The sequence below is a fragment of the Spiroplasma endosymbiont of Dasysyrphus albostriatus genome (genome assembly GCF_964019495.1).
Lineage (GTDB): Bacteria > Bacillota_I > Bacilli_A > Mycoplasmatales > VBWQ01 > Spiroplasma_E.
Map to the genome: position 1 here is coordinate 596701 of NZ_OZ026447.1, position 26301 is coordinate 623001.

The following is a 26301-nucleotide window of genomic DNA, read 5'->3' on the forward strand; positions in this document are numbered from 1 at the left end:
ATGGTCCAGTAATTAGGGCTAACCACCTTCCATTCTATAATTATGATTTCTTTAAAAGGATTAATGGAAAGTTCTTATGAATTATTATGGAAGTTTGGAGAATGATTACAAGAAGTTTTTGATTCTGGATTAAGTACTATTCAATGATTAGGATGAATTATATTGATAGCTTGTCTAACAACTTATGGTATTCTTATATTTATTTTAGTTATGATAAATTCAAGAAAAGCATTTGAACAAAGAATTGGTTATATTCTTGGTTTAGTAATTGGAGTTGGTTCAATTGTTGTTACATTATTACCATTAATTATTGTTAGTATTGCCAGTCTTGGCAATGGAGTAATAACTTTAGTATTAGGATTATCATTTGTTTTTATTGGATTAAATGGTGGTTTAGTTGCTTGTGGATCATTATTTGGTTTAATTAGTGCAAAAAATATTATAAATTTATGAGATGCAAAGAAAAAGTAGATTATATCTACTATTTGTTAATGTATAATGCATTAATTGTCGATGTATGCTAATAATTAAAACGTTAAATATTGTTACAATAAGTAAAATTCATCAATGATCGTTTAAAGTATTAAAATAATCAAGTTTGCTTTTAAAAACGGCAGTTTCAACTAACATAAATAATGCATTTAAAATGAAAAAAATTAATCAACCAAAACTAAATAGAATAATTAGATAACGATAAAATTTAGTTTGAAAAGTACTACCTTTGACTTTAATTTGATAAACTGTTTCATAAGTATAATGATTAATAGAAAAAGCAAACAAAATTAATAGAATTAAACTATTTATGCCAACTATTAATAAAATATTAATTATTTTTTCACTAGTAGTATTTATTAAAATTGAACCTATTATTATAAATATAATTTGAACAATTAATCACAAAATGCTAACATAAAAAAAACTTTTTTTTGTTCAGTATTTAATTAATTCATTTTCCATTTTGTATCACCATATTAATTTTAGTATATTTTATGCAAATATAGAATAAAATTTATCTTTTTATAATTTTTCATAACATAATAAGTTTGGGAATAACTAAAATTAGAGAGGGAAATAAAATGGCAATTGAAGTAGAAATTAGGCGTATACGTCTAAGAACCTGTTTAGAATCTTTTAGAAAATAATGTAAAATTACTATATATTTTAAAATAAGAGGTATATATGCATAAAAATTATCCAAGTCATGTTACTAAAGAACAATTTGAGAACATAAAATCAACTTTAGAAAACAGCAAAAAGAAAACAAAACCAAGAAATTTAGATTTATATGAAGTGTTTTGTGCAGTTTTATATGTATTAAAAAGTGGTTGTCAATGAAGAATGTTACCAAAAAATTTTCCAAAATGACAAACTGTATATTATTATTTCCAAATTTGAAGTAAAAACAATGATAAAGAACCTAGTGTATTGCAATTAATTTTAAAAAAAATTAGTTAAAAAGATTCGTATTAAGAATCATCGAAAAGAAAAAACTAGTTTTTGTATAATTGATTCGCAAAGTGTTAAAAATACAGATACTACTGAAAATAAAGGTTATGATGCTGGTAAAAAGATTTCAGGAATAAAACGTCATATTGCAGTTGATACGCAAGGTTTACCACATGCAATTTACATAACTACAGCAGAAAAAACAGATCGTAATAGTGCTATCATAATGATTAAAAGTGAAAAAGAAAATCTTTCTACAGTTCAAAAAATAATAGTAGATGCTGGCTATACTGGTGAAAAATTTGCTTCTGCAATCAAAACAATCATAAATGCAAATGTTGAAGTTGTAAAACGTAATGAATTACATTCTTTTGTAGTACTACCAAAAAGATGAGTTGTAGAACGAAGCTTTGCATGATTAGAAAAATGCAGAAGATTATGAAAAAATTGTGAAAGAAAACTAAATACTAGTTTACAAATGGTTGTTCTTTCCTTTATTTCAATTTTATTAAAAAGATTCTAAACAGGTTCTAAGACTTGGTTGAACGCAAGCATATTTGGGGAAATTAGTAGGTATTCGTCAAGCAACAATTAGTAGAATTGAGAGTAATGCTAAAAATTCTTCATGAGGAATAATTCATAAAATTCTTTTAGCATTATTAGTAGATATGAATGATATAAAAGGTTTTACGCATGATTTTGTATTAAAAGAAAATGATTTTGAACTATTTATTAAACTGTTAATGGCTAATTCACAATTAAAAACTAATATTTTATATAATCCTGTTCATTGTGCACGAATTATTATTGATGCATATAATAGAGGAATTATTAATTTTGATGAAAAATATGGTAAAAATAAAGTATAAAAAAATTGTAAATAAATATTAATATTTTTACTGTAGTACATTTTTTTATTTATAGGAGAAATTTATGAAATATTTTTTAAAATTATTAATTATTACTTTGTTAATAAATAGTTCATCAGTAGGATTAATTGGATGTAGTATTCCTAGTGTTGGTGATATTTGAATAATTACTGATGGTGGTGATTTATTCGATAAAGCTTTTAATCAGCAAGTATTAGAAGGTTCAAAAGAGTTTACTAAAACATTTAATGATAATCGTATTATGATTAGTAATTTACCCGGTAATGAAGTTTGAAAAAATAAAAAAATGAAAACGCGTTGAATTATTTCACGAGATAGTACAGTTTCAACTTTACAAAATAATTATAATTTAGCAACATTTGCTGGTGCTAAAACAATTATTGTTGTTGGGTTTAATCATCTTGGTGCATTAACACCAGCTATTCAAAATCAATATAAAAAGTTAGGTGTTCGTTTTATTTTAGTTGATGCTAAATTAGAAAAACCAGTTGATGTAGCGTGTTTAAGTTATTCAGCAGAACAATCAGGGTTTTTATCAGGATTAGCAGGAGCAATATGATTAGCTGCTAATCATGAAACATATGATGATAATGGTTTAAAAATGTCAACTTTTGGTGGTTTACCAGCTGATACTATTGTTAGTTATATGATGGGTTATTATTGAGGTGTATATTATTTTAATAAATATCGTAATAGCAATGATAATTTATTGGAAATGACTAATGCCATTAGAATTAAAGAGGGTAAGAAAAAAATTGAAAAATGAACTAATAAATTTGATATTCATTTTGATAAAATTGCTAAACAATTTACAGGTAGTTTTGAATCCGGTACAAAATCATCAAAAGCGATAACTTCACAATTAATTGATGGATATAAAGATGATATTGTAATGCCTGTTGCAGGAGCACAAACAATTGATTTAGTATCAGCTGTTAAAAACTCTACTACTAATAGCAAAGCAAAAATTATTGGTGTCGATGTTGATCAAAGTGTTCAATATAGTTATGCTAAAGATATTTTTATTACATCAGCTTTAAAAGGAATTCATAAGTCAGTTAATACTTGATTATGACATTCTTTTAATTTAGATTATAATGAGGATGGTATTAAACCTATTAATGGTGAACAATACTTTGATGGTAGCATACCACAACCAGCATTAGGTGGTCAGCAATATCTTGGAATTGCTAATAATGATTCTATTAGTGCTATTTATAATAACTTAATTATTGATAGTAATGATTATTGACATTTAGCACAAAAAGTAACTGATGCTTATAATAAATTAGTTGCTGATTTAGCTAATGATTCTACTCGTGATAAGTGAGAAAATGCTTGAAAAAATTATGTTGATGAAAGTGTTGAAAAGTATAAACCACAGTTTTAATAAAACTTTACTATATATTTTAAAAAATTTATAATTATTCTTGAATTTTTAAAGAATAAGTTTTATTATCTTATATAATGGTAGTTATGCCATTAAAAGGAGAAACTAGTGTTTAGAGTTAATTGTGAAAATAAGAAAATAATTAATATTAAATACATATATACTGTATTTTTTAATAGTAAGTTATTCCCACCCATTTATTTTCAAAATTTATTTATACACAGTTTTATTTTATTTTGAATAATTGAATTAAGAAAGCAATGTTTTTGCTTTCTTTTTTTATATTTTTTTTATATAAATATTTATATATAATTGTAGGAGGAATATAATAGTATGCGTAAAATTTTTACTGTATTTAGTGCAATATCATTGTCAGTAATAATGATATTACCAATCATTGCTTGCAATAGTCAGTTTAATGATCCAAATATTTATCGAATAACTGTTGTAACTGATGGACATACTATTAATGATGTTTCTTTTAATGAATCATCATATAATGCTGCCCTCAAGTTTAAACAAGAGTTTAATGATTGAACACATAGTGATTATGTTGATCCTCAATATAAAAATAAAAGAGTTGAGGTTTCTTGAGATAATCCCCAATTAACTAATACTGATGATTTAATGACATCATATAATAAAGCCGTTTTCATAAACAGTAAAGTAATTATTGCTTCAGGATTTTTACATCATAATGCTTTGGTTAAAGCACAAAATACTATTTTAAAACATAAAGTGAAATTTATTTTTATTGATGGTGATACTCCAAATAAAAAAGTACCAAAATCTAATAAACAATTGGCTGGTTTACTTTACAAAGCAGAACAATCAGGCTTTTTAGCCGGATTAGCAGGGGCAATATGGTTAACTGCTCATGCTAATCAATATGGTGGACTTGATAATTTAAAAATGTCAACCTATGGTGGACTTGATATTCCAGCAGTTACTAATTATATGTATGGTTATTATTGAGCCATACAGTTTTTTAATAATAAATTTAAAAATAAAGAAGATGAAGAAAAATTAATATCATGAGTTAAAATTTTAAATTCAGATTTTAAAGAATCATTACCAAATATTAAATTTATAACTTCAGGTACTCAATTTAGTGGTGATTTTACTCAAGGTTCAAAAGGTTCACAAGCAATTAATGATGATCTTGCTCGACAAAAAACTAATATTATTTTTCCAGTAGCAGGACCACAAACCGAAGATACTTTATCATCATTAAAAAAATCTGGTCAAGGTAAAATTATTGGTGTTGATACAGATCAACAACTTCAATACCCACAATCTGCAGATAGGTTTATTACTTCTGCAGAAAAAGATTTAATTAGTTCAATTAAACTTATGCTCTGAAAATCAGTTGGTAAAACTGATCAGAATCCAGAGCATCCAACTGATCCAACTGCCGATCAAACATTTATTGATGATGCACCATACAGAGGTGGGCCTAATTTTACTGGAATAGCACCAAATAAAGCAATTAAAGATGGTGATAAAGATATTTATACACCATTAATGACAGAAACTACTAATTGATTAGATAAAATTTCTGCTGGATGACAAAAAGTACTCAATTTAAAAGATCATTATTGAATTAATGGTATTAAAAAAGAATATGATCCATTTAAATAATTAAGAGGGGTGATAAAATGCAAGTAAATATTGAAAAACAGAACTTACAATATGCTGTTGAAATGGAAGGTATTACTAAAGTTTTTTTAGATACTATTATTGCTAACAATAATATTTCTATTAAAATTAAAAAAGGAGAAATTCACGCTTTGGTTGGCGAGAATGGTGCAGGTAAATCGACACTAATGTCAATCTTATTTGGACTATATCAACCAACAAAAGGTATTATTAAAATTAATGGTAAAGAAGTAGTAATATCAGGACCAATTAGAGCAGGCGAATTAGGTATTGGAATGGTACATCAACATTTTAAATTAGTTGATAACTTCACTATTTTACAAAATATTATTTTAGGTAGTGAGCCAGTTCATAAATGACAGTGAATTAATTATAAAAAAGCTAAATCTAAAATTTTAGAAATTTCAAAAAAATATAAATTAGACATTAAACTTAATTTAAAAATTGAGAATGCTAGTGTTGGTATGCAACAACGTGTTGAAATTTTAAAAGTTCTTTATCGTGGTGCTAGTATTATTGTACTTGATGAACCAACCGCGGTTTTAACACCACAAGAAATTACTAGTTTATTAACAATTATTGAAGAACTTAGACGTGATGGTAAAACTATTATTTTTATTAGTCATAAATTAGAAGAGGTTAAACAAGTTGCTGATAATGTTACAGTAATTCGTTTAGGTAAAGTTATTGAAACTTTTGAATCTAAGAGTAAAACTAAAGAAGAAATTGCTACTTTGATGGTTGGTAGAGATTTAGTTGATATTAGAAATCAAGGTAATGTTGTATTAGGGCCAGTATTATTAAAAATTGATAATTTATTTGTTCATAAAATTGGTAATAGGAAATCAATAATGGGTCTTTCTGATTTTAGTTTAGAAGTTAAGTCACGAGAAATTGTGGCTATTGCTGGTATTGAGGGTAATGGTCAAACTGAATTAATTTCAGCAATTACTGGTTTGATTAAGCCAGAAAAAGGTGATATTTTTTTTGGTAATAAGAATATGAAACACAGTTCAATTCGAAGTTTATATAAAAGTGGTTTAAGTCATATTCCTGAAGATCGTCATAAATATGGACTTGTTTTAGATTATAATGTTATTGATAATATGGTTTTACAAAATATTAGCGAATATCCTTTTTCTAAGCATGGTTTGATTCGCAGTAAAGCTATTCAATCTTATGCACAAAATATTATTAATAATTATGATGTTCGTGGTAGTAAAAGTGGTTTTGCTTTAGTTAGAGGTTTGTCAGGTGGTAATCAACAAAAAGCGGTTGTTGGTAGAGAATTAACAAGAAAACATAAAATTTTAGTTGTTGCTCAGCCAACACGTGGCTTGGATATTGGTGCTATTGAATATATTCATAGTCGTATTCTTGATGAAAAAAATGAAGGTAATGCAGTATTATTAATTTCTTATGAATTATCAGAAGTTATGTCATTAGCAGATCGAATTGTTGTTTTACATGCTGGTAAAATTACTGGTAATGTTAGTGCTAAAAATGTTACTCGTGAACAATTAGGATTAATGATGGCGGGACAAAAAATGTTAATGGAAGGAAATGAAGATAATGTTTAAACAAAAAACATGATTTTTAAAACGACGAAGTCGTTTATATCTTGGTTCAAAAGAAATGAATAGTAGTCTTACTAAATTTAAGGGTTCAATTTTTGCCATTATTTTTGGATTAATTATTGCTTGTTTTGTTATAATTGGTTCAGGTCAAAATGCTTTTACTTATTTTCAGTTGTTATTAACATATGCTTTTACAAGTTGGCCAGCTAATAATTGAGATAATACTTTAGTTTGATGAGCAATTTATATTGTAGCAGGATTAGCACTAGTTATTTCTTTCCGCTCAGGAATGTTTAATATTGGAGTTGCGGGTCAAATGTTAGCAGCAGGAGCTGTTGTTATCGCAATTGGTGTCCGTTATGACTTATCACAACCATTAGCTATAATTAGCGCGCTTTTTGCTGGAGTATTAGCAGCAATATTGGTGGCGTTGGTAACAGTGTTATTAAAAGTTTTTTTTAATGTTCATGAGGTTGTTACTTCTATTTTATTAAATTGAACAATTTGATATTTAGTAAAATGACTATTTAAAATCAATAAAGATTTATATGATGCTGATCATGGAACATCAGCAACTATTCATGATAGTATGAGTATGAGTATTAATGGTTATAATTGTATACTACCATTATTAATTTCTATTATTTTAATAATAACAGTTTGATTCTTATTGAAAAAAACAACTTTAGGTTATAAAATTCGAACAGTAGGTTTAAATCCATTTGCTGCGGTTTATAGTGGTATTAATCATAAACATTATTGCATAACATCATTTGTTATTTCAGGAGCATTAGCAGGAGTAATGGCTGTTATTTATTACATTGCCAAAAATCCTTCAATTAGTTTTTTAACTGATGATTTACCAACTATTGGTTTTGATAGTATAGCTGTTGCCTTAGTTGGTCAAATTAATCCAATAGGTGTTGTGGGTTCTGCTTTTCTTTGAGGCTTAATTAAGAGTGGTGGTTCAATTGGTTCAGTATTAACATTACCAACAGCAACTGGTGATATTATTTTTGGTGTTATTATTTATTCAGCTGCTTGTGCAGTTTTATTATCTCGTTTACAGCCAATTAAATTTTTAATTCGTTATTTAAATATAGCCTTTGATGGAGAAAAACGAAAAGTTACAAATAGTTTTATTGCCAAGATGTACTATCATTTTATTGAAAATTTTAAAATAAAGAGACAATATAATAAGTTAAAATCAGATTTAATTAAAGAAAAAAATAATAAAATTAATCACTTAAAGATAGAATATAATAAATCATTATCAGATTATGAGTCAAAAGTTAAAAATTTAAAACAAAATCTTTCACAAGAAATTAATAAATTGAAACAAGAATTAAGTGATCAATTAAAGTCATTAAAAAATGAATTAGTTAAAACTAATGATAAAAAATTAAAAGAACAATTAATTTTAAAAAAATGTCAACTTCAAATTACTTATAAAATTGAAACTAAGGAATTAATTAAAAAATATAAAATTGATAAAGAACAATTAAAGGTAGAATATAATAAATCATTATCAGATTATGAGTCAAAAGTTAAAAATTTAAAACAAAATCTTTCACAAGAAATTAATAAATTGAAACAAGAATTAAGTGATCAATTAAAGTCATTAAAAAATGAATTAGTTAAAACTAATGATAAAAAATTAAAAGAACAATTAATTTTAAAAAAATGTCAACTTCAAATTACTTATAAAATTGAAACTAAGGAATTAATTAAAAAATATAAAATTGATAAAGAACAATTAAAAGGAAAATATAATAAAATACTATGAGATGATAAGTCAGTAGTTAAAAATTTAAAACAAAATTTTTCACAAGAAATTAATAAAGTTAATAGTGATATCAACTTACAATTACAAGCAGTTATTAATAATAAAAATGATAAAGTTGGTGTTAATTGAGCACAATTTTTCCAAGAAAATAAAGCTTTAAATCATTATATATATAAACAATATAATGCAATTTGAAAAAAAGGTAAAATTGGTAATTGAAATAATTTTCAACAAGAAATAAAAACGATTTATGGTGAAAGTTTAAATATGTATATTAATGAAAAAATGAAATATGAAAATAATGTTTATAACTATAAGCAAGATTTAATTCGTGAAATAGTATTATTAAAAAAACAAAAAGCAATATTAGATAAGTCAAGAGTAAAAGACTTAAAATTAAATCTTTATCGAGAAATTAATAAATTGAAACAAGAATTAAGTGATGAATTAAAGTTATTAAAAAATCAAACAGTTAAAACTGACGATAAAAAAATAAAAAAACAATTAATTTTAGCAAAACATCAACTTCAAACTAATTATAAAAATAATGTTAAAGACTTAATTAAAAATTATAAAATTGACAAACAGCAATTAAAAAGTCAAATTATCCCAATTAATAGTAATATTAATATATTAACTAAACAATTTACTAAAAAAGCGGAAATTGAAAAGACAACTTTTATTAATAAATTTACTGATATATTTAAAAATGAACAACAAGCAATTATGAAAATAAAAACTGAAAGAGCAGGAGGAAAAAGTTAATGGAAGCACTCAAAATAATTCTTGAACATTCTAGTTTAATTTTTGTTGTTTTAGTACTTGGTGCATTATCTGGATTAATTTCAGAACGTGCTGGTGTTGTTAATATTGGTATTGAAGGAATGATGACAATTGGTGCTCTTGCTTTTTCTTCATTTGGAAAAAATATAGGTGTTAATTGAGGTAATTGATCACAAATTGTTGCTTTATTAGTAGCTGGATTAGCGGGAATGGGATTTGCTTGTTTCCATGCTTTTGCATCAGTTACTTTAAAATCTGATCAAATTATTTCTGGCGTTGCAATTAATATTTTAGCAGCAGCAATTGCAGTTTTTGTTGTTCAGTTACCAGGGAATAATGGTTTTATTTCATTAACAAATATTTATCAATTACCAAAAATTGGTAATAATGAATTTTTTAATTTATATTTATTTTTAGCAATTATAGTTTTAGTAAGTATTGCTATTATTCTAAAATATACTAAATGAGGATTACATCATGTTGCGACTGGTGAAAATCCCAATGCGGTTGATGCTGCAGGAATTAATGTTATTAAACAACGATATGTTGCTGTATTATTATCTGGTTTTTTAGCAGGAATTGCTGGTGGTATTTTTCCAATGTATGCTAGTCAAACTTTTCGTGGGACAGTTAGTGGAAATGGTTTTATTGCTTTAGCTATTTTAATTTTTGGACAATGAAGAGTACCATTGATTACAATTGGTGCTGCCTTATTTGCTATTGTTGAAACAACAGGTGCCAGAATTACGTTTTTACCAAATATTCCTCAATGAATATCAAGTAATTCTGATATATGGAATATATTGCCTTTTGTAACATCTTTATTAGTTTTAGTGTTTACATCAAAATGAAGTAAAACACCAAAAGCATTGGGTATTGCTTTCAATAAATCTAAACGATAAAATTATTTATTAATAATTTTAATGATGAATTAATTTTGAAATTAAATTTTACTTTTTTAGTAATATTTTCTAAGATTTAATTAAAAATATAATAAAATAAAAAATTTTATGGGTATTTTATACTATAAAATTTTTTATTTTATTAAGAATTTGAAAAAAATTGCAATAATACAGTTTTATTTATCAAAAAAAATAAATATAATTTTTGATAGATAGAAAAAATGTGGTAAAAGTTTAAATTAAATTTAATTAATTATGTTTATAGGAGGAGCAAAGCATATGGATAATGAAAGTATAGTTATTAATGTACCTTATTTATTTCAAAAAAATAAAGAAAAAAGACAAGAATATAAGCAAAGACCTGAAGTGAAAGTAAGGAGGAGAGAATATGATAAAAAAAGATATCAGCTTATTAAAGAAAAACAGCGAGAGTATAGTAAACTATGATATTGACGCAATAAAGAAAGGCAACGAGAATATAGAAAAAAATGTTATCAGCTTAATAAAGAATTGGAACTAAAAAATAGTAAATTATGATATCAACGCAATAAAGAAAAAAAGCAAAAACAAATAGAATTGCAATCTGGTTATGTTTTTAGTTCAAAACAAAATTTTGAATTAAGCAATTTTAATTGTGATGATATGTGTAGTGAACAAATAAAAAATATTGCATGAGATGTTTTAGAATTACAACTTTATTCAGAAACACAAGAAACAGAATTAGATAAGTTATTAGAGGAAGCAGAATTTGAATATATCGCTAATAAAGAACAAAGTTTGGGACTAAGTAGTGAAAATTTGTTATCTAATTTAATTTATGATAATGTTTGTGGTGAACAAATTGTAAAAGATGTATCAAATAATTTAGAATTATGTCAATCTGGTGAACAATTATTAGTTAATAAAAAAATCTCACAACAAAATTTTAATTGAAATAGTAATATTATACTTACAAGTAATTTAAACAGTGATAATTGTGATTATAATTTGGCAACTGGTTTTATTTTTAATTAATTTTAATTGTTAATAATATTTTTTTAAGTTTAAATTAAAAATTTTTGATTTTAAAAAAATAGTAATTAAGAGTAAAAAAAATAAAAATGAAAATATTATAGATTTTGTCATAATATATTTTTATTTTTAATTAAATATTAAAAAAACATTTAAAATTGGTAAACCTAATTCATATATTTATTAATATAAAAATTTAATTAATTATATTTAGAAGGGGAAAATCATGAATAATGGAAATATAGTTATTAATGAATTTTATTTATTTCAAAAGAATAAAGAAAAAAAGAAAGAATATACTCAAAGGTCTGAAGTAAAGGTAAGAAGGAGAAAATATGATCGAGAGTGATATCATAAAAATAAAGAAAAAAAAGAGAATATGCTCAAATGCCTGAAATGAAAGAAAAAAAAAGACAATATGCTCAAAGGCCAGAAGTGAAGGCAAGAAGGAAAGAATATAATGAAAGACCCAATATAAAGGCAAGAAAGAGAAAATATGAGCAAAGGTCTGAAGTGAAGGCAAAAAAACGGGAATATAATAAAAAATGATATCAACGCAATAAAGAAAAAATAAAAGAGTATGTTCAAAGGCCTGAAGTGAAGGCAAGAATGAAAGAATATAATAAAAAATGATATCAACGTGATAAAGAAAAAAAGCAAAAACAAATAGAATTGCAATCTAGTCATGTTTCTACTTTAAAACAAAATTTTGATTTAAGCAGTTTTAATTGTGATGATATGTGTAGTGAACAAATAAAAAATATTGCATGAGATGTTTTAGAATCACAACTTTATTCAGAAACACAAGAAACAGAATTAGATAAGTTGTTAGAGGAAATAGAGTTTGAATATATGGCTAATGAAGAACAAAGTTCGGTACTAAGTAGTGAAAATTTGTCATCTAATTTAATTTTTGATGATATGTGTGGTGAACGAGTTATAAAAGATGTATTAAATAATTTAGAATTAGATCAATTAAATTTATTAGATAAATCTATTGAACAATTGTTACTTAGTGAAAAAATAGCAGAACAAAACTTTGAATGAAATAATAGTATTCTATTTGTAAGTAATTTAGATAGTGATATTTATGATTATAATTCAGTAACGACACTTATTCCTTAATTAAATTTATTTTTAATTGTTAATAATATTTTTTAAGTTTAAATTTATTTAAAAAAGTATAGGAGTATAAGAAAAATCAAAAATAATAAATAATATTAATTTTGTTATAAAATATTTTTTTATTTTAAAAATAAAAAAGTAGTAAAAATTCAAATTAAATTAATGGGGGAAAAAATATGGATAATGGAAGTGTAGTTATTAATGAAACTTCTTCATCATTTTGAAATGAAGAAGTTAATAAACAATTTATGCTAGGACAAAAATTAAAAAAAGTCAAATATGATGTCATCAAAATAAAGAAAAAATAAAAGAGTATGTTCAAAGGCCTGAAGTGAAGGCAAGAATGAAAGAATATAATAAAAAATGATATCAACGTTATAAAGAAAAAAAGCAAAAACAAATAGAATTGCAATCTAGTCATGTTTCTACTTTAAAACAAAATTTTGATTTAAGCAGTTTTAATTGTGATGATATGTGTAGTGAACAAATAAAAAATATTGCATGAGATGTTTTAGAATCACAACTTTATTCAGAAACACAAGAAACAGAATTAGATAAGTTGTTAGAGGAAATAGAGTTTGAATATATGGCTAATGAAGAACAAAGTTCGGTACTAAGTAGTGAAAATTTATCATCTAATTTAATTTTTGATGGTATGTGTGATGAACAAATTATAAAAGATATATCAAATAATTTAGAATTAGATCAATCTATTGAACAATTGTTACTTAGTGAAAAAATAGCAGAACAAAACTTTGAATGAAATAATAGTATTCTATGTGCAAGTAATTTAGATAATGATATTTATGATTATAATTCAGTAACGAGATTTATTCCTTAATTAAATATTAATTTTAATTGTTAATTTTTACTTAAACTTAAAAAAATAAAATTTTATAGTTGAATTTCTGGGAAACACAAAGTACTTTTTTAATTACAAAACAAGTCTAGTGTAAAATAATTAGGTATAGGAATATTGGGGGTGTTTATTTTATGGCATTATTAGTGGCACATCGTGGATTTCGTTCTACAGAAGGTGAAAATCGAATCATTGATTTCCAAAATGCTTTGAAAATTTGCCAAGCAGTAGAGTTTGATATTCGATTAACAAAAGATAATAAAGTAATTATTTTTCATGATGATACATTTGAAAGAATTCCCAATAATAAAAGTGAGGTTAGTAGTTTATTATATGAAGAAATTATTAATTTGGAATTTTTTAAAAATAATAAAGAATGAATTCCACCATTATTTAATGATTTTATTGAAAAATTAAGTAAAAATTATCAAATGATTAATGTTGAAATTAAAGAAGAAATTAATCGTAAATATACCCCAAATCAATTAATGGTTATTTTTTCAGAAATTAAAAAATTAGAAAAAAAAAGTAAAGCTGAAATTATTGTTTCTTCATTTAATCACCAGTTATTAAACGAAATTGTTAAAAGAATTAAATATCCTATGAAAAAAGGTTATTTATTTGAAAATAAAAATGATTTTAGTGAAAGGTATATTAAAAACTTTGATTATTTGCATCCTTCAATTTCCGTAGTTTTAGATTTTGAAATGATTAGTAAGTTAAAAAAATTAAAAAAACCGTTAAATATATGAACATTTAAGAGTGATGAAGAAGCTGTGAAGATAAATGAAATCTATGGTAATCAAGTAGCTGGCTATATTAGTGATAATCCTAAATTATTATGAAAGCAGAAAAATAAATAATGAAGATATTTTTAAGTAAATGTTGAAAAAGTTTTACGCACGACTTGGATAATAAAACTATTTTGATTATTAGCATTTTAGCTTTATCTGATTTATTTGTTTTTAGTGGAGTACTTTATTTACGATATATTATTCCTAACTTTAATCAGTATATTAATTTAAATCAAGATGAGTTTGATTTTGTTGTTGCTATTTATGGTTTTGTTGCTCTTATTTCTAGAATTCCAGGCGGTTGACTTACTGATCGTTTTAGTGCAAAAAAAATAATGATAGTATCACTTATAATAACTGGATTATGTGGTTTATGATGAACATTAATAATTCAACTTAATATGGATAAAAATATACGAATGATTCAATTGTATATTATTTATACAATATGGGGTATTTCGATTGCCGGACTTTTTTGAGCACCACTTTGAAAATTAGTATCACAGAATGTAACAAAAGAACAACAAGGTGTTGCTTATGGTCTTGAAGGCACAGTTTTGGGATTATTTGGTTTAATTTTTATTGCTGGAATTGCAACAGGAATAACAATTTTAACTAAAAATTTACAAAATCAGTATGGTCAAAATGATTTTATTACAAAAATACCATTTTTAGTTTTTGCTTATTTTATTTGTGGTATGGTACTTATAATGTCATTATTAGTTTGAATATTTATTCCTAATAAAAAACGTGAAGAAACAGAAATTATTTGAAAAGAAAAAATAATTTCACTATTTCAACCAATGAAATTTTTGCGAGTTTGACTTTGTGGTATTTTTGTTTTTGGAATGTACATGTTCCAGTCTACTTTTGCATATTATATGAAAGATGCTTTAACAGAAGTTGGTGTTACTGTTGGTGTAGTAACTATTCTTGGTGGAATTCGTTCATATGGTTTAAGATTTTTAGTTGCTAGTCCAATTGGTCGTTGAGCTGATAAGTGAAAGTCTTACGTTTTGGGTTTAATATTTTTATTATTAGTTGGAATGATTGCATGTTCTTTATATGTAGTTATCCCTGGTTGAGGTAATGCTTGATTTTTACAGTCATCAAAAGCAGTTCAAGTTTTATTTCAAGTTATAATGTGTTTACTTTTTATGTTTATTGGCTGTGTAGGTTGAGCATTATTGACGTTAAGATTTGTTCAAGTTGGAGAATTACCAATGGAAAAAAATAGTTATGCTAGTACAATATCATTAATTTCTTGAATTGCTTTTACTCCAGATGCTTGATTTAATTATGTTGCTTCAGCCATTGGAAAATTGCCAAATAATTCTTATGTGGTTGATGGTCATCGAAATTATTCATTGCAGGGAATTCAAATTTTATTAATTATTGCTATCGTTTGTGTTTTAGTTGGTTTAATTGCCGGAATAATTATTTATATTTTAAATAAACGAGAGTTAAAGAAACTAAATAAAACTTCATTTCGTTTTCGTGAGTTAGGAAACGTTTAATTATTTAATTAAATTAAATGATAATGTTTTATAAAACTTGAAAATAAGTATATTAAAGATTCTTTTATAAAAAAGAAACATACCATTATTTATATTTTCTTCTTTTTGGTTTATAATAATTTCATGAATTAGTTTAGTTTGGAGAAAAATATGAATATAATTCAATTAAAAAATTTAACTAAAGAATATTCTCCAAATATTGGTTGTTTTGATATTAATCTTTCAATCAACAAAGGTGAAGTTTATGGTTTTATTGGCCCTAATGGTGCTGGAAAAACTACTGTTATTAGACAAATGATAGGTTTTATTAAATCTGATACTGGTTTTGCAAATATTTTAGATTATGATTGTTGAAAAGAATCGGCAAAAATTATGGAATCTCTTGGCTATTTAGCTGGTGAAGTAACATTGCCTGATTATATGTCAGGAATTGCTTATTTAAAGACAGTAGCTAATATTAGAAAAAATATTTCTTGGGCATATGTTGAAAAATTAATTAATTATTTTGAACTTGATGCAAAAAGAAAAATTAAAAAAATGTCTAAGGGTATGAAACAAAAAGTAGCGATTATTTCAGCTTTTATGCATAAACCAAAAGTTTTGGTTTTAGATGAACCAACTTCAGGTTTAGATCCTTTAATGCAAGAAAGGTTTAATACTTTAATTAGAAATTTTAAAAATGAAGGTGCAACAATATTTATGAGTTCCCATATTTTTGGCGAAATTGAAAATATATGTGATAAAGTTGCTGTTATTAAAAAAGGGAAAATAATTTCTGAAATATCAATTAAGGAAATACAAAATTCTGCTAAGAAAAATTATGAAATTAAATTTTCAACAGTGAAAGATTATAATGATTTCTTAAATAAAAAATGAGATATTATTGAAAAAAATAATATAACAAAAGTTATTAAACTGAATGTTTTAAGTACTAATGTTGATAAGTTTTTAAAAGAATTATCACTTTATAAAGTTGATAATTTTAAAGAATTACCATTTAGTTTAGAAGAATATTTTATTAAATTTTATAAGGATGAGGTAAATTTTAATGATTAATTTTAGATTTGTTAAATCACAATTTAAAAATATTAAAATTCCATTAATATTATTTTTTATAATTTTATGTATTTTAATAGCTCCCATTTTAACACAAGATTATCTTGCTCCAACTATGACATTAATTGGTGAAGAACATGGAGTATCAGGTTTAGGTGGATTAGGTGGCATGAATTATCTTAATTTTGTTTTTTTTGGTATTCCGGGGTTAATATTAATTTTTTCTTTTAGTTTAATTTTAAATCATATTTTGGTTTCTAAAGAAATTGATAAAGGTTATTTAGCTTCATGATTAACAATGCCAATGTCTAGAAAAACTATTTTAAATTCAAAACTTTTTGTTTTGCTTTCTTCAATATTAATATTATATGGTTCAGTTTTTGTTTTTCAATTAATTATTTTTCCAATTAGATTTCAAGATTTTAAACTTCAAGAATTTGGATATCTTGTTTTATATAATTTGGGTTTAATATTATTGGCTTTACTTTGAGCATCAATTAATTGAACTTTTATTAGTTACTTTAATAAGTCAGTTATTTCTCTTTCAGTAGCAACATGTATTTCAACAGTATTTATTTTGTTTCAAACAATGACATTATTCTCTTCTATACCTGGACTTGAGTACCTTAAATATTTTAAATATATGACAATTGCTTCTTTATTTAATTCTCCATTTAAGTTTGGTGATATTCCAAATATAACACCCGCTCCCGGTGTTACAGAAGTAGCAAAAGCACCGCTTTTTTCTATTAGAGCATTAGATTTTGCTTGACAATATCCAATAATGTTAATAGTACCTCTTGGTTTATTTCCATTAGGAAATTATTTTCTTATTAAAAAAGATTTATCTTTGTAAATTGATAATATTGTTTAATAAATGAGTTTAATAAAAATATCTTTAAAGTTTTAAAGATATTTTTATTTATTTAATGTCAATAAGATATTACCTTTTTATTAAAATTTTTGATTTTAGTTTTTAAATTTTGGTAATTTATTAGAATTATCAATTTGTGAACCAATAGCAAATTTTTCATGACTTGTTACTTTATTTACATTTCATTTTGAAATATCTTGATTAAATGATGAAGTACCATAAAACATTGAACTCATATTTGTTACATTAGAAGTATTTCATGTTGAAAGGTCTTTATTAAATGCAGTGGCATTACAAAATATAGCATGCATATTTTTTACATTTAATGTATTTCATTTTGATAAATCATTATTAAATGCTGAAGCACCATTAAATATACTATTCATATTTGTTACATTAGAAGTATTTCATGTTGAAAGGTCTTTATTAAATGAAGTTGCTTCAAAAAATATACTACTCATGTTTATTACTTTTGATGTATCTCAGTTTCCGATGTTTTGGTTAAATGCTGAAGCACGTGTAAACATATAACTGATATCAGTTACATTAGAAGTATTTCAAGATGAAATATTTTTGTTAAAACTGATGCACCATAAAACATATAAGCCATATCTGTCACGTGAGAAGTATTTCATGTTGAAATATCTTGATTAAATGATTTGGCTTCTATGAACATTTCTCTCAAAGATGTTATTTCTGGTGGTAATTGATTAGGAATTTTTTCAATAGTTTCTGGCATTGTTACTACTTGTATTTGTTGATTATTTTTAAAAAATCCAATTTGAATAACTTCTTTACTATTTATATTTGACAAATCTCTTTCACTAGTTGTTATTTGTTTGCCATCTTTATCAATGTAAATTGTATCTTGCTGTGTTTTATTTTCAATATAATTAGTTGTAATATTAGTTTTTTGTAAAGTTGTGTTTAAGAAACTAGTTAAATTACCTGTGGTTGTTGCAAGTGTTAAAACACTTAATGTTTTGATTAATATTTTCATTAAGATCTCCTTTTTTGTTTTTCCCAATAACTTCTTAAGTTTAAGAAGTTAATTATATTTTAAGTCGTTTAAAAATAAATGCAATAAGTGTTTAGTTTATGATAGAAATAAAAAATAACTAATTTCATTAATGAGATTAGTTATTTTTAAATATAAAAATTTATTTAAATGGAGAACTATATGGATTACTATTTGCCCTTCTTTCTCATTGAGAACAACTAGGTATTTCATTAATTTTGATTTTATTAGTTTCATTTCATGAACTTTTTAACTTTTCACTAGTTTTTAAAACTGTATAAAAAAGTATACCAAAAGTTCCATCATGATAAACAGATGGTTCATTCATATGTACATGCTTTAATTTTTCAAATTCTTGACTTTTTAATGCTTCTCGTTGTTTTCTTTCTTCTTGATAATATGGTCTATTTTTTATTACTTCTATTTGTTTATAATTATTTATTCATATTTTTTCTTCTTTTCGCAATTTTTGTTCTAATGGTCTTATAGTATCATTTGTTTCAATTACTCGTTCTGCTTCTGTTCTTCAATTTATTTGATCTAATTTTTCTCATTCAAAATATATTTTTTGTTGTAAATATTTCCGATTTTCAGAAGAACTTTTCATTTTTCTTTGGCATTCTTCTATTTCTTTTTTATTTCCTTTAGTTAAATTTTTAAACATTTATGTTTCCCACCTTTTTAAAATAAAAACTCATTTACTTTAAAATAAAGTAATGAGTTTTTTATAAACTAAACATTATTTAGTTTTAATAAATTATACTAAAAAACTAAAAAAGGTGTTGATTAAACTTTTTTTAGAATATTTTTTATTTTCTTTAATTAGTATGAAAAGTTATAAAATTAAATTTAATTTTTAAAATAAAAAACTAGTCATTAAAAATATTAATGTTGTTACTAAATTAACAATATATTATAATAACTATTATTATTTAAAAAAAGGAGAATATATGGAAAATAAAGAAAAAATTCCAACAGCTCATATTAAAGCTGCTCGTGATCAAATTGCAAAAGTAGTAATTATGCCAGGTGATCCATTACGTGCTCAATTCATTGCTTCTAATTTTTTACAAGATTGAAAACAAGTAAATAATGTTCGTAATATGTTAATGTTTACTGGAAAATATAAAGGATATAATATTACTATTGCTGCTAGTGGTATGGGTATGCCTTCAATTGGTATATATTCATATGAGTTATTTAAATTTTATGATGTTGACTGTATTATTCGTGTTGGTAGCGCTGGTTCATATCAAAAAGATGTTAAAGTTTATGATATTATTAATACTACTAAAGTATATAGTGAATCTACTTTCGCTAAATATGCTGCTAATATTGATGAAAATCAAATTGAATCTGTTGGTAATATTAGCAAAATTATTAATAAAGTGGCACAAAAAATTGATAATGAATTTGATCAGCAAAAAAATGAAAATTCTTCGTATATAGTAAGTGAAAAAATAAATTTAAGATCGGGTTTAATTCATTCAAGTGATGTATTTTATCGTATTAATGATAATGATTATAAAACTAATCCTTTAATTAGTAAATGCTTAGCAGTAGAAATGGAATCTTTTGCCTTATTTGCTAATGCAAAACATTTAGAAAAAAATGCGGCTTGTTTATTAACAATTTCTGATTCTTTTATTACCGGTGAATCAATTTCAGCAGCATTACGCGAAACTAGTTTTAAAAAAATGATGATTTTAGCTTTAGAATCAGCAGTTGCTTATTATAAAGAAGAGGATATTGATGATAATCTTAGCGATAGAAACTAGTTGTGATGAAACTAGTGTTGCTGTTATTAAAGATAAAAAGGTTTTAAGTAATATTATTGCTTCACAAATTAAGCTTCATCAACAATATGGTGGTGTTGTTCCAGAATTAGCAGCACGAGCTCATAGTGAAAATATTGCTACTGTCTTACAAACAGCAATTGAAAAATCTAACATTTCAATTATGGATATTGATTTTGTTGCTTATACTAATACTCCTGGTCTGGCTAGTTGTTTACACGTAGGTAAAATTATAGCAGAAACTATTGCTGCTTATTTAGAAAAGCAATTGCTTCCATGTAATCATTTGTATGGACATTTGTATGCTTCTTTAATTAATAATGAATGAGAATTTCCAGTACTTGGTTTATTAGTTAGTGGTGGTCATACACAGTTGATGTTGGCAAATGAACATTTAAATTTCACTATACTTGGTCAAACATTAGATGATGCTGTTGGTGAATGTTATGATAAAGTTGCAAGAATGTTAGATTTAAAATATCCGGGTGGTCCTGAAATTGAACGAAGTGCTAAATTGGGAAAGCCAACTTATAAATTACCATTACCTAAAAATGATAATAGTTTAGATTTTAGTTTTAGTGGTTTAAAATCAGCATGTGCTAATTTGATAAATAAAGAAAAAGGTAAGTTACAATTTAATAATTTTGCAGCTTCTTTTCAAACAACAGTTATTCAAGTATTGATTAATAAAATTGAATTAGCATTAAAAAAACATAATCCAAAAACTTTAGTTTTAGCAGGAGGAGTTAGTGCTAATCAGCAATTAAGATTAGCAGTATTAGATTTAAAAATTAAATATCCAAATTTAAAAATAATTGTTCCAAAATTAGAATACTGTACTGATAATGCAGCAATGATTGGTATTCTTGCAAGTTATCAAATTGAACATAAGTAAGGGTGAACTCATGATTATTGGTATTATTGGTGAAGCGGGAGTAGGTAAGACAACTGCTACAAATTTTTTTCAAAATAAAGGTGCGTATGTTATTTTTGTTGATAAAGTTGTTAAACATATTTATACACTAAAAGAAACAAAAAAAGCATTAATTAATGAATTCGGTGATACTTTTATTAATAATGATAAAACAATTAATAAAATAAAATTACGGTATGAAGCATTTCAGCACCCTCATATTTTACGTAAATTAGAAAATATTATTTGACCAAAAATGATAAAAATTGTCGAAGAAGATATTATTCTTAATAAAATACACCAAAAATTAATTGTTATTGATTGTGCAGTATTATTTAATGCAAATTTAAATTTATTAGTTGATAAAATTCTTTTAATTGAGGCTGAAGAAGATAAAAAAATCCAACGAATAAAAGAACGTGATAATGTTAATGATTTACAAGTTATTTCATTATTAAATCAACAAAAAAAATATTTAATTTTAAATAAAGATATTGATTTTATTGTTAAAAATAACGGTACTATTAATGATTTTATTAAACAATTACAAAAAGTTGAAAAAAAGTTATTAACAAATAAAGTATAAAGATTAATGTTTTTTACTTTAAAAAACAACAGTAAAGAATATATTAAATTATTTTTGTATATTAAAATGAAAATTTTCATAATAAAAAAATTAAGAATAATTTTAAAATAGTTGAGGTTAAAAAAATACATAGTAATGTATTTATAAATTACCAAAATTGTTTTTCTTGTAGTAGAATATTTATACAACTAAATAACAAGGAACTTTAGATGTTCGGGAAAAAGATGAGAATTCTTTGCTGCCCCAGTAACTGTGATGTTGATGAACGTTACAAAACCATTGAAGATAAAACTTTGAGAAGGGTAACAAGTAAAATGAAACTAAGCCAGTAGACCGGTCTAATTTTTTAAGTGATATTATATTCCTGGGTGTGAATTAATGATTATTTTTAATAATTACTTTTATTTTTTAATATTTGTAATTTTAATAAAGTAATTTTTAATAATGACAACATCCTTTATATAATAATAGGGGATGTTTTTAGTTGTGTAATTAAGTAGAGGGGTAATAATAAATGGCAAAAGATAACAAATATTTTCAACAATCACAGTCACCATTAGAATATATTATGAAAAATTTTAATGGAAAAATGCGGTCTGTAAATTGAAATGTAATCAATGATGAAAAAGATTTAGAGGTTTGAAACCGTATTACTCAAAATTTTTGGTTACCAGAAAAAATTCCTGTTTCTAATGACTTAACTTCTTGAAAAACATTAAATCCAAAATGACAAGAGTTAATAACAAGAACATTTACAGGTTTAACTTTATTAGATACAATTCAGGCAACAGTTGGTGATATCGCACAAATACCTAATTCTTTAACTGATCATGAACAAGTTATTTACACAAATTTTGCTTTTATGGTAGCAGTTCATGCTCGATCATACGGAACAATTTTTTCAACTTTATGTTCTAGTGAGCAGATTGAATCTGCTCATGAATGAGTGATTAATAATGAAAGTTTACAAGCCAGAGCACGTGCACTAATTCCTTATTATACAAGTGATGATCCTTTAAAATCCAAAGTAGCTGCCGCTTTAATGCCAGGTTTTTTATTATATGGTGGTTTTTATTTACCATTTTATTTATCTGCTCGTAGTAAATTACCTAATACTTCAGATATTATTAGATTAATTTTACGTGATAAAGTTATTCATAATTATTATAGTGGCTATAAATATCAAAGAAAAGTTGAAAAGTTACCAAAAGAAAAACAAGAAGAAATGAAAAAATTTGTATTTGATTTATTGTTTAAATTAATTGATTTAGAAAAGCAATATTTAACAGAATTATATCAAGAATTTAATTTAGCTGAAGACGCTATTAAGTTTAGTTTATATAATGCTGGTAAGTTTTTACAAAATTTAGGATATGATTCACCTTTTAGTGAAGAACAAACAAGAATTAAGCCAGAAATTTTTAATCAATTATCAGCTCGAGCTGATGAAAATCACGATTTCTTTTCAGGTAATGGTTCATCTTATGTAATGGGCATTACTGTAGAAACGCAAGATGAAGATTGAGAATTTTAATTTTAAAGGAGAAAAAAATGCATAATGATGTTGTAAAAGTTTCAAACCAAAAAATATTAAAGCCAGAAGGAAAAATTCATGTTGTTTATTTTTCTTCTTTGTCAAATAATACTCATCGTTTTATTCAAAAATTAGAGGTTTTAAATTCAAGAATTCCTCATGATCTACAAGAGGAAATTTTAGTTGATAAAGATTATGTGTTAATAACACCAACATATAGTGGGGGTGGTGATATTAAAGAAGGGGCGGTTCCTAAACAGGTAATTAAATTTTTAAATAATAAGCAAAATCGTAATTTTTGTCGTGGTGTTATTGCGTCGGGGAATACTAATTTTGGTGATACTTTTGCAATTGCCGGGCCAATTCTTTCAAAAAAATTAAATGTCCCACTATTATTTCAATTTGAATTATTAGGAACTAATAATGATGTATCAACAATAAAAAATATATTAGTAGATTTTTGAGATAAAGATAAAAAAAATACCAATGAAATAAATACTTTATCTGGAACTTTAGAAAGTGATGAATATGTTACTTTAAATGCTAGAGCAAAAACTACTAATAATGCACAATTTGATTTGCAAGCAGCACAATCTTATATGAAAAATCATATTAAACCAAATTTATTGCTTTTTAAAACCGTTAAAGAAAGAATAGAATATTTAGTAAAAAATCAATATTATGATGAAACAATAATTAATAAATATTCAATTACGGAAATTGAACGATTAACAAATGAAGCATACAGTTTTAATTATCAGTTTACGAGTTTTATGGGTATTTTAAAATTTTATAATTCTTATGCTTTAAAAAGTTTTAATGGTAAACAATATTTAGAAAATTATGAAGATAGAGTTGTTATGAATAGTTTATTTTTCGCTGATGGTAATATTGAACATGCTAGTAAAATTTTAAGACAAATTATGTCTGGTAGATTTCAACCAGCTACTCCCACATTTTTAAATGCAGGAAAAAAACAAAGAGGTGAATACACTTCATGTTATCTTTTACGAATTGAAGATAACATGGAATCAATTGCTCGCGCTATTACTACTTCATTACAGTTATCAAAACGTGGTGGTGGAGTTGCTTTGTGTTTAACAAATTTAAGAGAATTTGGAGCTCCAATTAAAAATATTAAAAATCAAGCAACAGGCGTTATCCCAGTTATGAAAATTCTTGAAGATTCATTTTCATATGCTAATCAACTAGGTCAAAGACAAGGTGCTGGGGCAGTTTATTTAAATGTTCATCATCCAGATATTATGTTATTTTTAGATTCAAAGCGTGAAAATGCAGATGAAAAAATTCGTATTAAATCAATGTCTTTAGGAGTAGTTATTCCTGATATTACTTTTGAATTAGCAAAAAACAATGAACAGATGGCACTTTTTAGTCCTTATGATATTGCAAAAGTTTATGGTAAAGCAATGACAGATATTTCTATTACTAAAGAGTATTATAATATGTTAAAAAACCCTGATATTAGTAAAAATTTTATTAGTGCTCGCAAATTATTTCAAATGATTGCTGAATTACATTTTGAAAGTGGATATCCTTATTTATTATTTGATGATACAGTAAATAAAAATAATGCTCATCCCGGTAGAATTGTTATGAGTAATTTGTGCAGTGAAATTATTCAAGTAAGTACAGCTAGTGAATTTAATAGTGATTTAAGTTTTAAAGAAATTGGTGAAGATATTAGTTGTAATTTAGGAAGTATTAATATTGCAAAAGTAATGGAAAGTGGAAGTGAATTTGGTGAGGTTATTTTTCAAGCAATTCATTCATTAGACCACGTATCAAGAAGTAGTGATTTTTCTAGTGCTCCGTCAGTTGCATATGGAAATAAAAAAAATCATGCTTTGGGTTTAGGCACTATGAATTTACATGGATTTTTAGCAACAAATCATATTTTTTATGATTCAAAAGAAGCAATTGATTTTACTAATATTTTCTTTTATGTTATGGCTTATCATGCTTTTAGTGCTTCAAATAAATTAGCATTAAAATTTGGAAGTTTTGGTGGATTTAAAAATTCAAAATTTGCTGATGGTTCATATTTTGATAAATATATAAAATGTCAGTCAGATAAATGAACTCCTGAAACAAAAAAAATACAAGAATTATTTACAAAATATAACATTATGATTCCAACTCAGAAGCAATGGAAAGAATTAGTAATAAAAATTAAAGAAACGGGATTGGCTAATTCACATTTAATGGCAGTAGCACCCACTGGTTCAATTAGTTATTTATCTTCGTGTACACCAAGTCTACAACCGGTAGTCGCTCCTGTTGAGGTACGAAAAGAAGGGAAATTAGGTCGTGTTTATGTTCCTGCTTATAAGATTGATGATAATAATTTATCATATTACACTGAAGGTGGATATGAATTAGGTCCTAATCCAATTATTGATATTGTAGCAGCTGCACAACAGCACGTTGATCAAGCAATTTCTTTAACTTTATTTATTACTGATAAAGCGACAACTCGTGATTTAAATAAAGCTTATATTAGAGCCTTTAAAAAAGGTTGTTCATCAATTTATTATGTTCGTATTCGTCAAGAGGTTTTAGAGGATAGTGAAAATTATCAATGCAATGTTTGTGTTGTATAAATTAAATAGTAGTTTCAAGTAAAAAAATAAATTTGTAACAAATTTAGTAATATATTATTTATTTAATTTAAAAAATAGTGAAATTTTATTTTGGAATATAGGATTTTTTAAAAAAAATTAAAAAATACATAGTAAATTTTAAAATTAAAGTTATAATAATA

26 protein-coding genes and 1 riboswitch are annotated in these 26301 nt (G+C 24.8%); of the genes, 22 read left to right on the top strand and 4 right to left on the bottom strand.

The features are described from left to right. Nucleotides 1-42: 42 nt before the first annotated feature. Nucleotides 43-471, top strand: coding sequence for a hypothetical protein (locus tag AACL11_RS03770; RefSeq protein WP_338988203.1), 429 nt, complete (start codon nucleotides 43-45; stop codon nucleotides 469-471). Here the strand turns inward: AACL11_RS03770 and AACL11_RS03775 are convergent. Further along, nucleotides 448-957 (bottom strand): hypothetical protein, encoded by a 510-nt coding sequence (locus AACL11_RS03775; protein ID WP_338988205.1) that lies wholly within the window; start codon nucleotides 955-957, stop codon nucleotides 448-450. The two genes, AACL11_RS03770 and AACL11_RS03775, sit on opposite strands and share 24 nt — an antisense overlap. A 222-nt stretch (nucleotides 958-1179) precedes the next feature. Between AACL11_RS03775 and AACL11_RS03780 the strand changes: the two genes are divergently transcribed. From AACL11_RS03780 to AACL11_RS03855, 16 genes are all read left to right on the top strand, one after another. Next, a protein-coding gene (locus AACL11_RS03780) for an IS5 family transposase (protein WP_281747819.1) occupies nucleotides 1180-1969 on the top strand; the annotation gives its coding sequence in 2 pieces (ribosomal slippage) (nucleotides 1180-1440 and nucleotides 1442-1969; 789 coding nt in all). Between the two features lie 34 nt (nucleotides 1970-2003). Then, nucleotides 2004-2315, top strand: coding sequence for a hypothetical protein (locus AACL11_RS03785; RefSeq protein ID WP_338988206.1), 312 nt, complete (start codon nucleotides 2004-2006; stop codon nucleotides 2313-2315). Nucleotides 2316-2379: 64 nt separating this feature from the next. Then, nucleotides 2380-3726 (top strand): BMP family ABC transporter substrate-binding protein, encoded by a 1347-nt coding sequence (locus AACL11_RS03790; RefSeq protein WP_338988207.1) that lies wholly within the window; start codon nucleotides 2380-2382, stop codon nucleotides 3724-3726. A gap of 333 nt (nucleotides 3727-4059) precedes the next feature. After that, nucleotides 4060-5367: a BMP family ABC transporter substrate-binding protein gene (locus tag AACL11_RS03795; protein WP_338988208.1), complete on the top strand. Its 1308-nt coding sequence runs from the start codon at nucleotides 4060-4062 to the stop codon at nucleotides 5365-5367. Nucleotides 5368-5384: 17 nt separating this feature from the next. Continuing rightward, nucleotides 5385-6965: an ABC transporter ATP-binding protein gene (locus AACL11_RS03800; RefSeq protein WP_252319464.1), complete on the top strand. Its 1581-nt coding sequence runs from the start codon at nucleotides 5385-5387 to the stop codon at nucleotides 6963-6965. After that, a complete protein-coding gene (locus AACL11_RS03805; protein ID WP_338988209.1) occupies nucleotides 6958-9513 on the top strand; it encodes an ABC transporter permease subunit in 2556 nt (851 codons plus the stop codon). The genes AACL11_RS03800 and AACL11_RS03805 overlap by 8 nt, the downstream gene beginning before the upstream one ends. Next, the gene (locus AACL11_RS03810) at nucleotides 9513-10433 is read left to right on the top strand and encodes an ABC transporter permease (protein ID WP_252319468.1); all 921 of its coding nucleotides are present in this window, start codon (nucleotides 9513-9515) and stop codon (nucleotides 10431-10433) included. The genes AACL11_RS03805 and AACL11_RS03810 overlap by 1 nt, the downstream gene beginning before the upstream one ends. A 279-nt stretch (nucleotides 10434-10712) precedes the next feature. Further along, complete coding sequence (locus tag AACL11_RS03815) at nucleotides 10713-11447, top strand: hypothetical protein (RefSeq protein WP_338988211.1); 735 nt, start codon at nucleotides 10713-10715, stop codon at nucleotides 11445-11447. A 223-nt stretch (nucleotides 11448-11670) separates the two neighbouring features. Beyond that, entirely contained in the window at nucleotides 11671-11922 is a 252-nt protein-coding gene (locus AACL11_RS03820) for a hypothetical protein (RefSeq protein ID WP_338988213.1), read from the top strand. Continuing rightward, the gene (locus AACL11_RS03825; protein ID WP_338988214.1) at nucleotides 11841-12569 is read left to right on the top strand and encodes a hypothetical protein; all 729 of its coding nucleotides are present in this window, start codon (nucleotides 11841-11843) and stop codon (nucleotides 12567-12569) included. Before AACL11_RS03820 ends, AACL11_RS03825 begins: the two co-directional genes overlap by 82 nt. A gap of 176 nt (nucleotides 12570-12745) precedes the next feature. Beyond that, a complete protein-coding gene (locus tag AACL11_RS03830; RefSeq protein ID WP_338988215.1) occupies nucleotides 12746-12877 on the top strand; it encodes a hypothetical protein in 132 nt (43 codons plus the stop codon). Nucleotides 12878-12912: 35 nt separating this feature from the next. After that, complete coding sequence (locus tag AACL11_RS03835; protein ID WP_338988217.1) at nucleotides 12913-13410, top strand: hypothetical protein; 498 nt, start codon at nucleotides 12913-12915, stop codon at nucleotides 13408-13410. A gap of 152 nt (nucleotides 13411-13562) precedes the next feature. Next, nucleotides 13563-14291, top strand: coding sequence for a glycerophosphodiester phosphodiesterase family protein (locus AACL11_RS03840; RefSeq protein ID WP_338988219.1), 729 nt, complete (start codon nucleotides 13563-13565; stop codon nucleotides 14289-14291). Next, nucleotides 14291-15739 (top strand): MFS transporter, encoded by a 1449-nt coding sequence (locus tag AACL11_RS03845; protein WP_338988220.1) that lies wholly within the window; start codon nucleotides 14291-14293, stop codon nucleotides 15737-15739. The genes AACL11_RS03840 and AACL11_RS03845 overlap by 1 nt, the downstream gene beginning before the upstream one ends. A gap of 150 nt (nucleotides 15740-15889) precedes the next feature. Continuing rightward, entirely contained in the window at nucleotides 15890-16795 is a 906-nt protein-coding gene (locus AACL11_RS03850) for an ABC transporter ATP-binding protein (protein WP_338988221.1), read from the top strand. Beyond that, a complete protein-coding gene (locus tag AACL11_RS03855) occupies nucleotides 16788-17651 on the top strand; it encodes an ABC transporter permease (RefSeq protein WP_338988222.1) in 864 nt (287 codons plus the stop codon). Before AACL11_RS03850 ends, AACL11_RS03855 begins: the two co-directional genes overlap by 8 nt. A 113-nt stretch (nucleotides 17652-17764) precedes the next feature. On the opposite strand, the gene AACL11_RS03860 is transcribed toward AACL11_RS03855, so the two are convergent. The 3 genes from AACL11_RS03860 to AACL11_RS03870 all read right to left on the bottom strand — a co-directional run bounded on the left by AACL11_RS03860 (nucleotide 17765) and on the right by AACL11_RS03870 (nucleotide 19351). Continuing rightward, nucleotides 17765-18196: a BspA family leucine-rich repeat surface protein gene (locus AACL11_RS03860; RefSeq protein WP_338988223.1), complete on the bottom strand. Its 432-nt coding sequence runs from the start codon at nucleotides 18194-18196 to the stop codon at nucleotides 17765-17767. Nucleotides 18197-18210: 14 nt separating this feature from the next. Further along, on the bottom strand, nucleotides 18211-18669 hold the full coding sequence (locus tag AACL11_RS03865; protein ID WP_338988225.1) for a BspA family leucine-rich repeat surface protein: 459 nt from the start codon (nucleotides 18667-18669) through the stop codon (nucleotides 18211-18213). A 160-nt stretch (nucleotides 18670-18829) separates the two neighbouring features. Further along, nucleotides 18830-19351, bottom strand: coding sequence for a hypothetical protein (locus AACL11_RS03870; protein ID WP_338988226.1), 522 nt, complete (start codon nucleotides 19349-19351; stop codon nucleotides 18830-18832). Nucleotides 19352-19637: 286 nt separating this feature from the next. Between AACL11_RS03870 and AACL11_RS03875 the strand changes: the two genes are divergently transcribed. From AACL11_RS03875 to nrdE, 5 genes are all read left to right on the top strand, one after another. After that, nucleotides 19638-20465, top strand: coding sequence for a purine-nucleoside phosphorylase (locus AACL11_RS03875; protein ID WP_338958059.1), 828 nt, complete (start codon nucleotides 19638-19640; stop codon nucleotides 20463-20465). Then, nucleotides 20440-21378, top strand: a complete 939-nt coding sequence (tsaD, locus tag AACL11_RS03880) for a tRNA (adenosine(37)-N6)-threonylcarbamoyltransferase complex transferase subunit TsaD (protein WP_338988228.1) — start codon at nucleotides 20440-20442, stop codon at nucleotides 21376-21378. The genes AACL11_RS03875 and tsaD overlap by 26 nt, the downstream gene beginning before the upstream one ends. A gap of 10 nt (nucleotides 21379-21388) precedes the next feature. Then, nucleotides 21389-21982, top strand: a complete 594-nt coding sequence (gene coaE, locus AACL11_RS03885; protein ID WP_338988229.1) for a dephospho-CoA kinase — start codon at nucleotides 21389-21391, stop codon at nucleotides 21980-21982. A gap of 190 nt (nucleotides 21983-22172) precedes the next feature. After that, nucleotides 22173-22338: riboswitch (cobalamin riboswitch) on the top strand. Between the two features lie 158 nt (nucleotides 22339-22496). Further along, nucleotides 22497-23516 carry a class 1b ribonucleoside-diphosphate reductase subunit beta gene (gene nrdF / locus AACL11_RS03890; protein ID WP_252319910.1) on the top strand — a complete coding sequence of 340 codons (1020 nt, stop codon included), beginning with the start codon at nucleotides 22497-22499 and terminating at the stop codon, nucleotides 23514-23516. 17 nt (nucleotides 23517-23533) lie between these two features. Next, the gene (nrdE, locus tag AACL11_RS03895) at nucleotides 23534-26140 is read left to right on the top strand and encodes a class 1b ribonucleoside-diphosphate reductase subunit alpha (RefSeq protein ID WP_338988230.1); all 2607 of its coding nucleotides are present in this window, start codon (nucleotides 23534-23536) and stop codon (nucleotides 26138-26140) included. The last annotated feature ends 161 nt before the right edge of the window (nucleotides 26141-26301 follow it).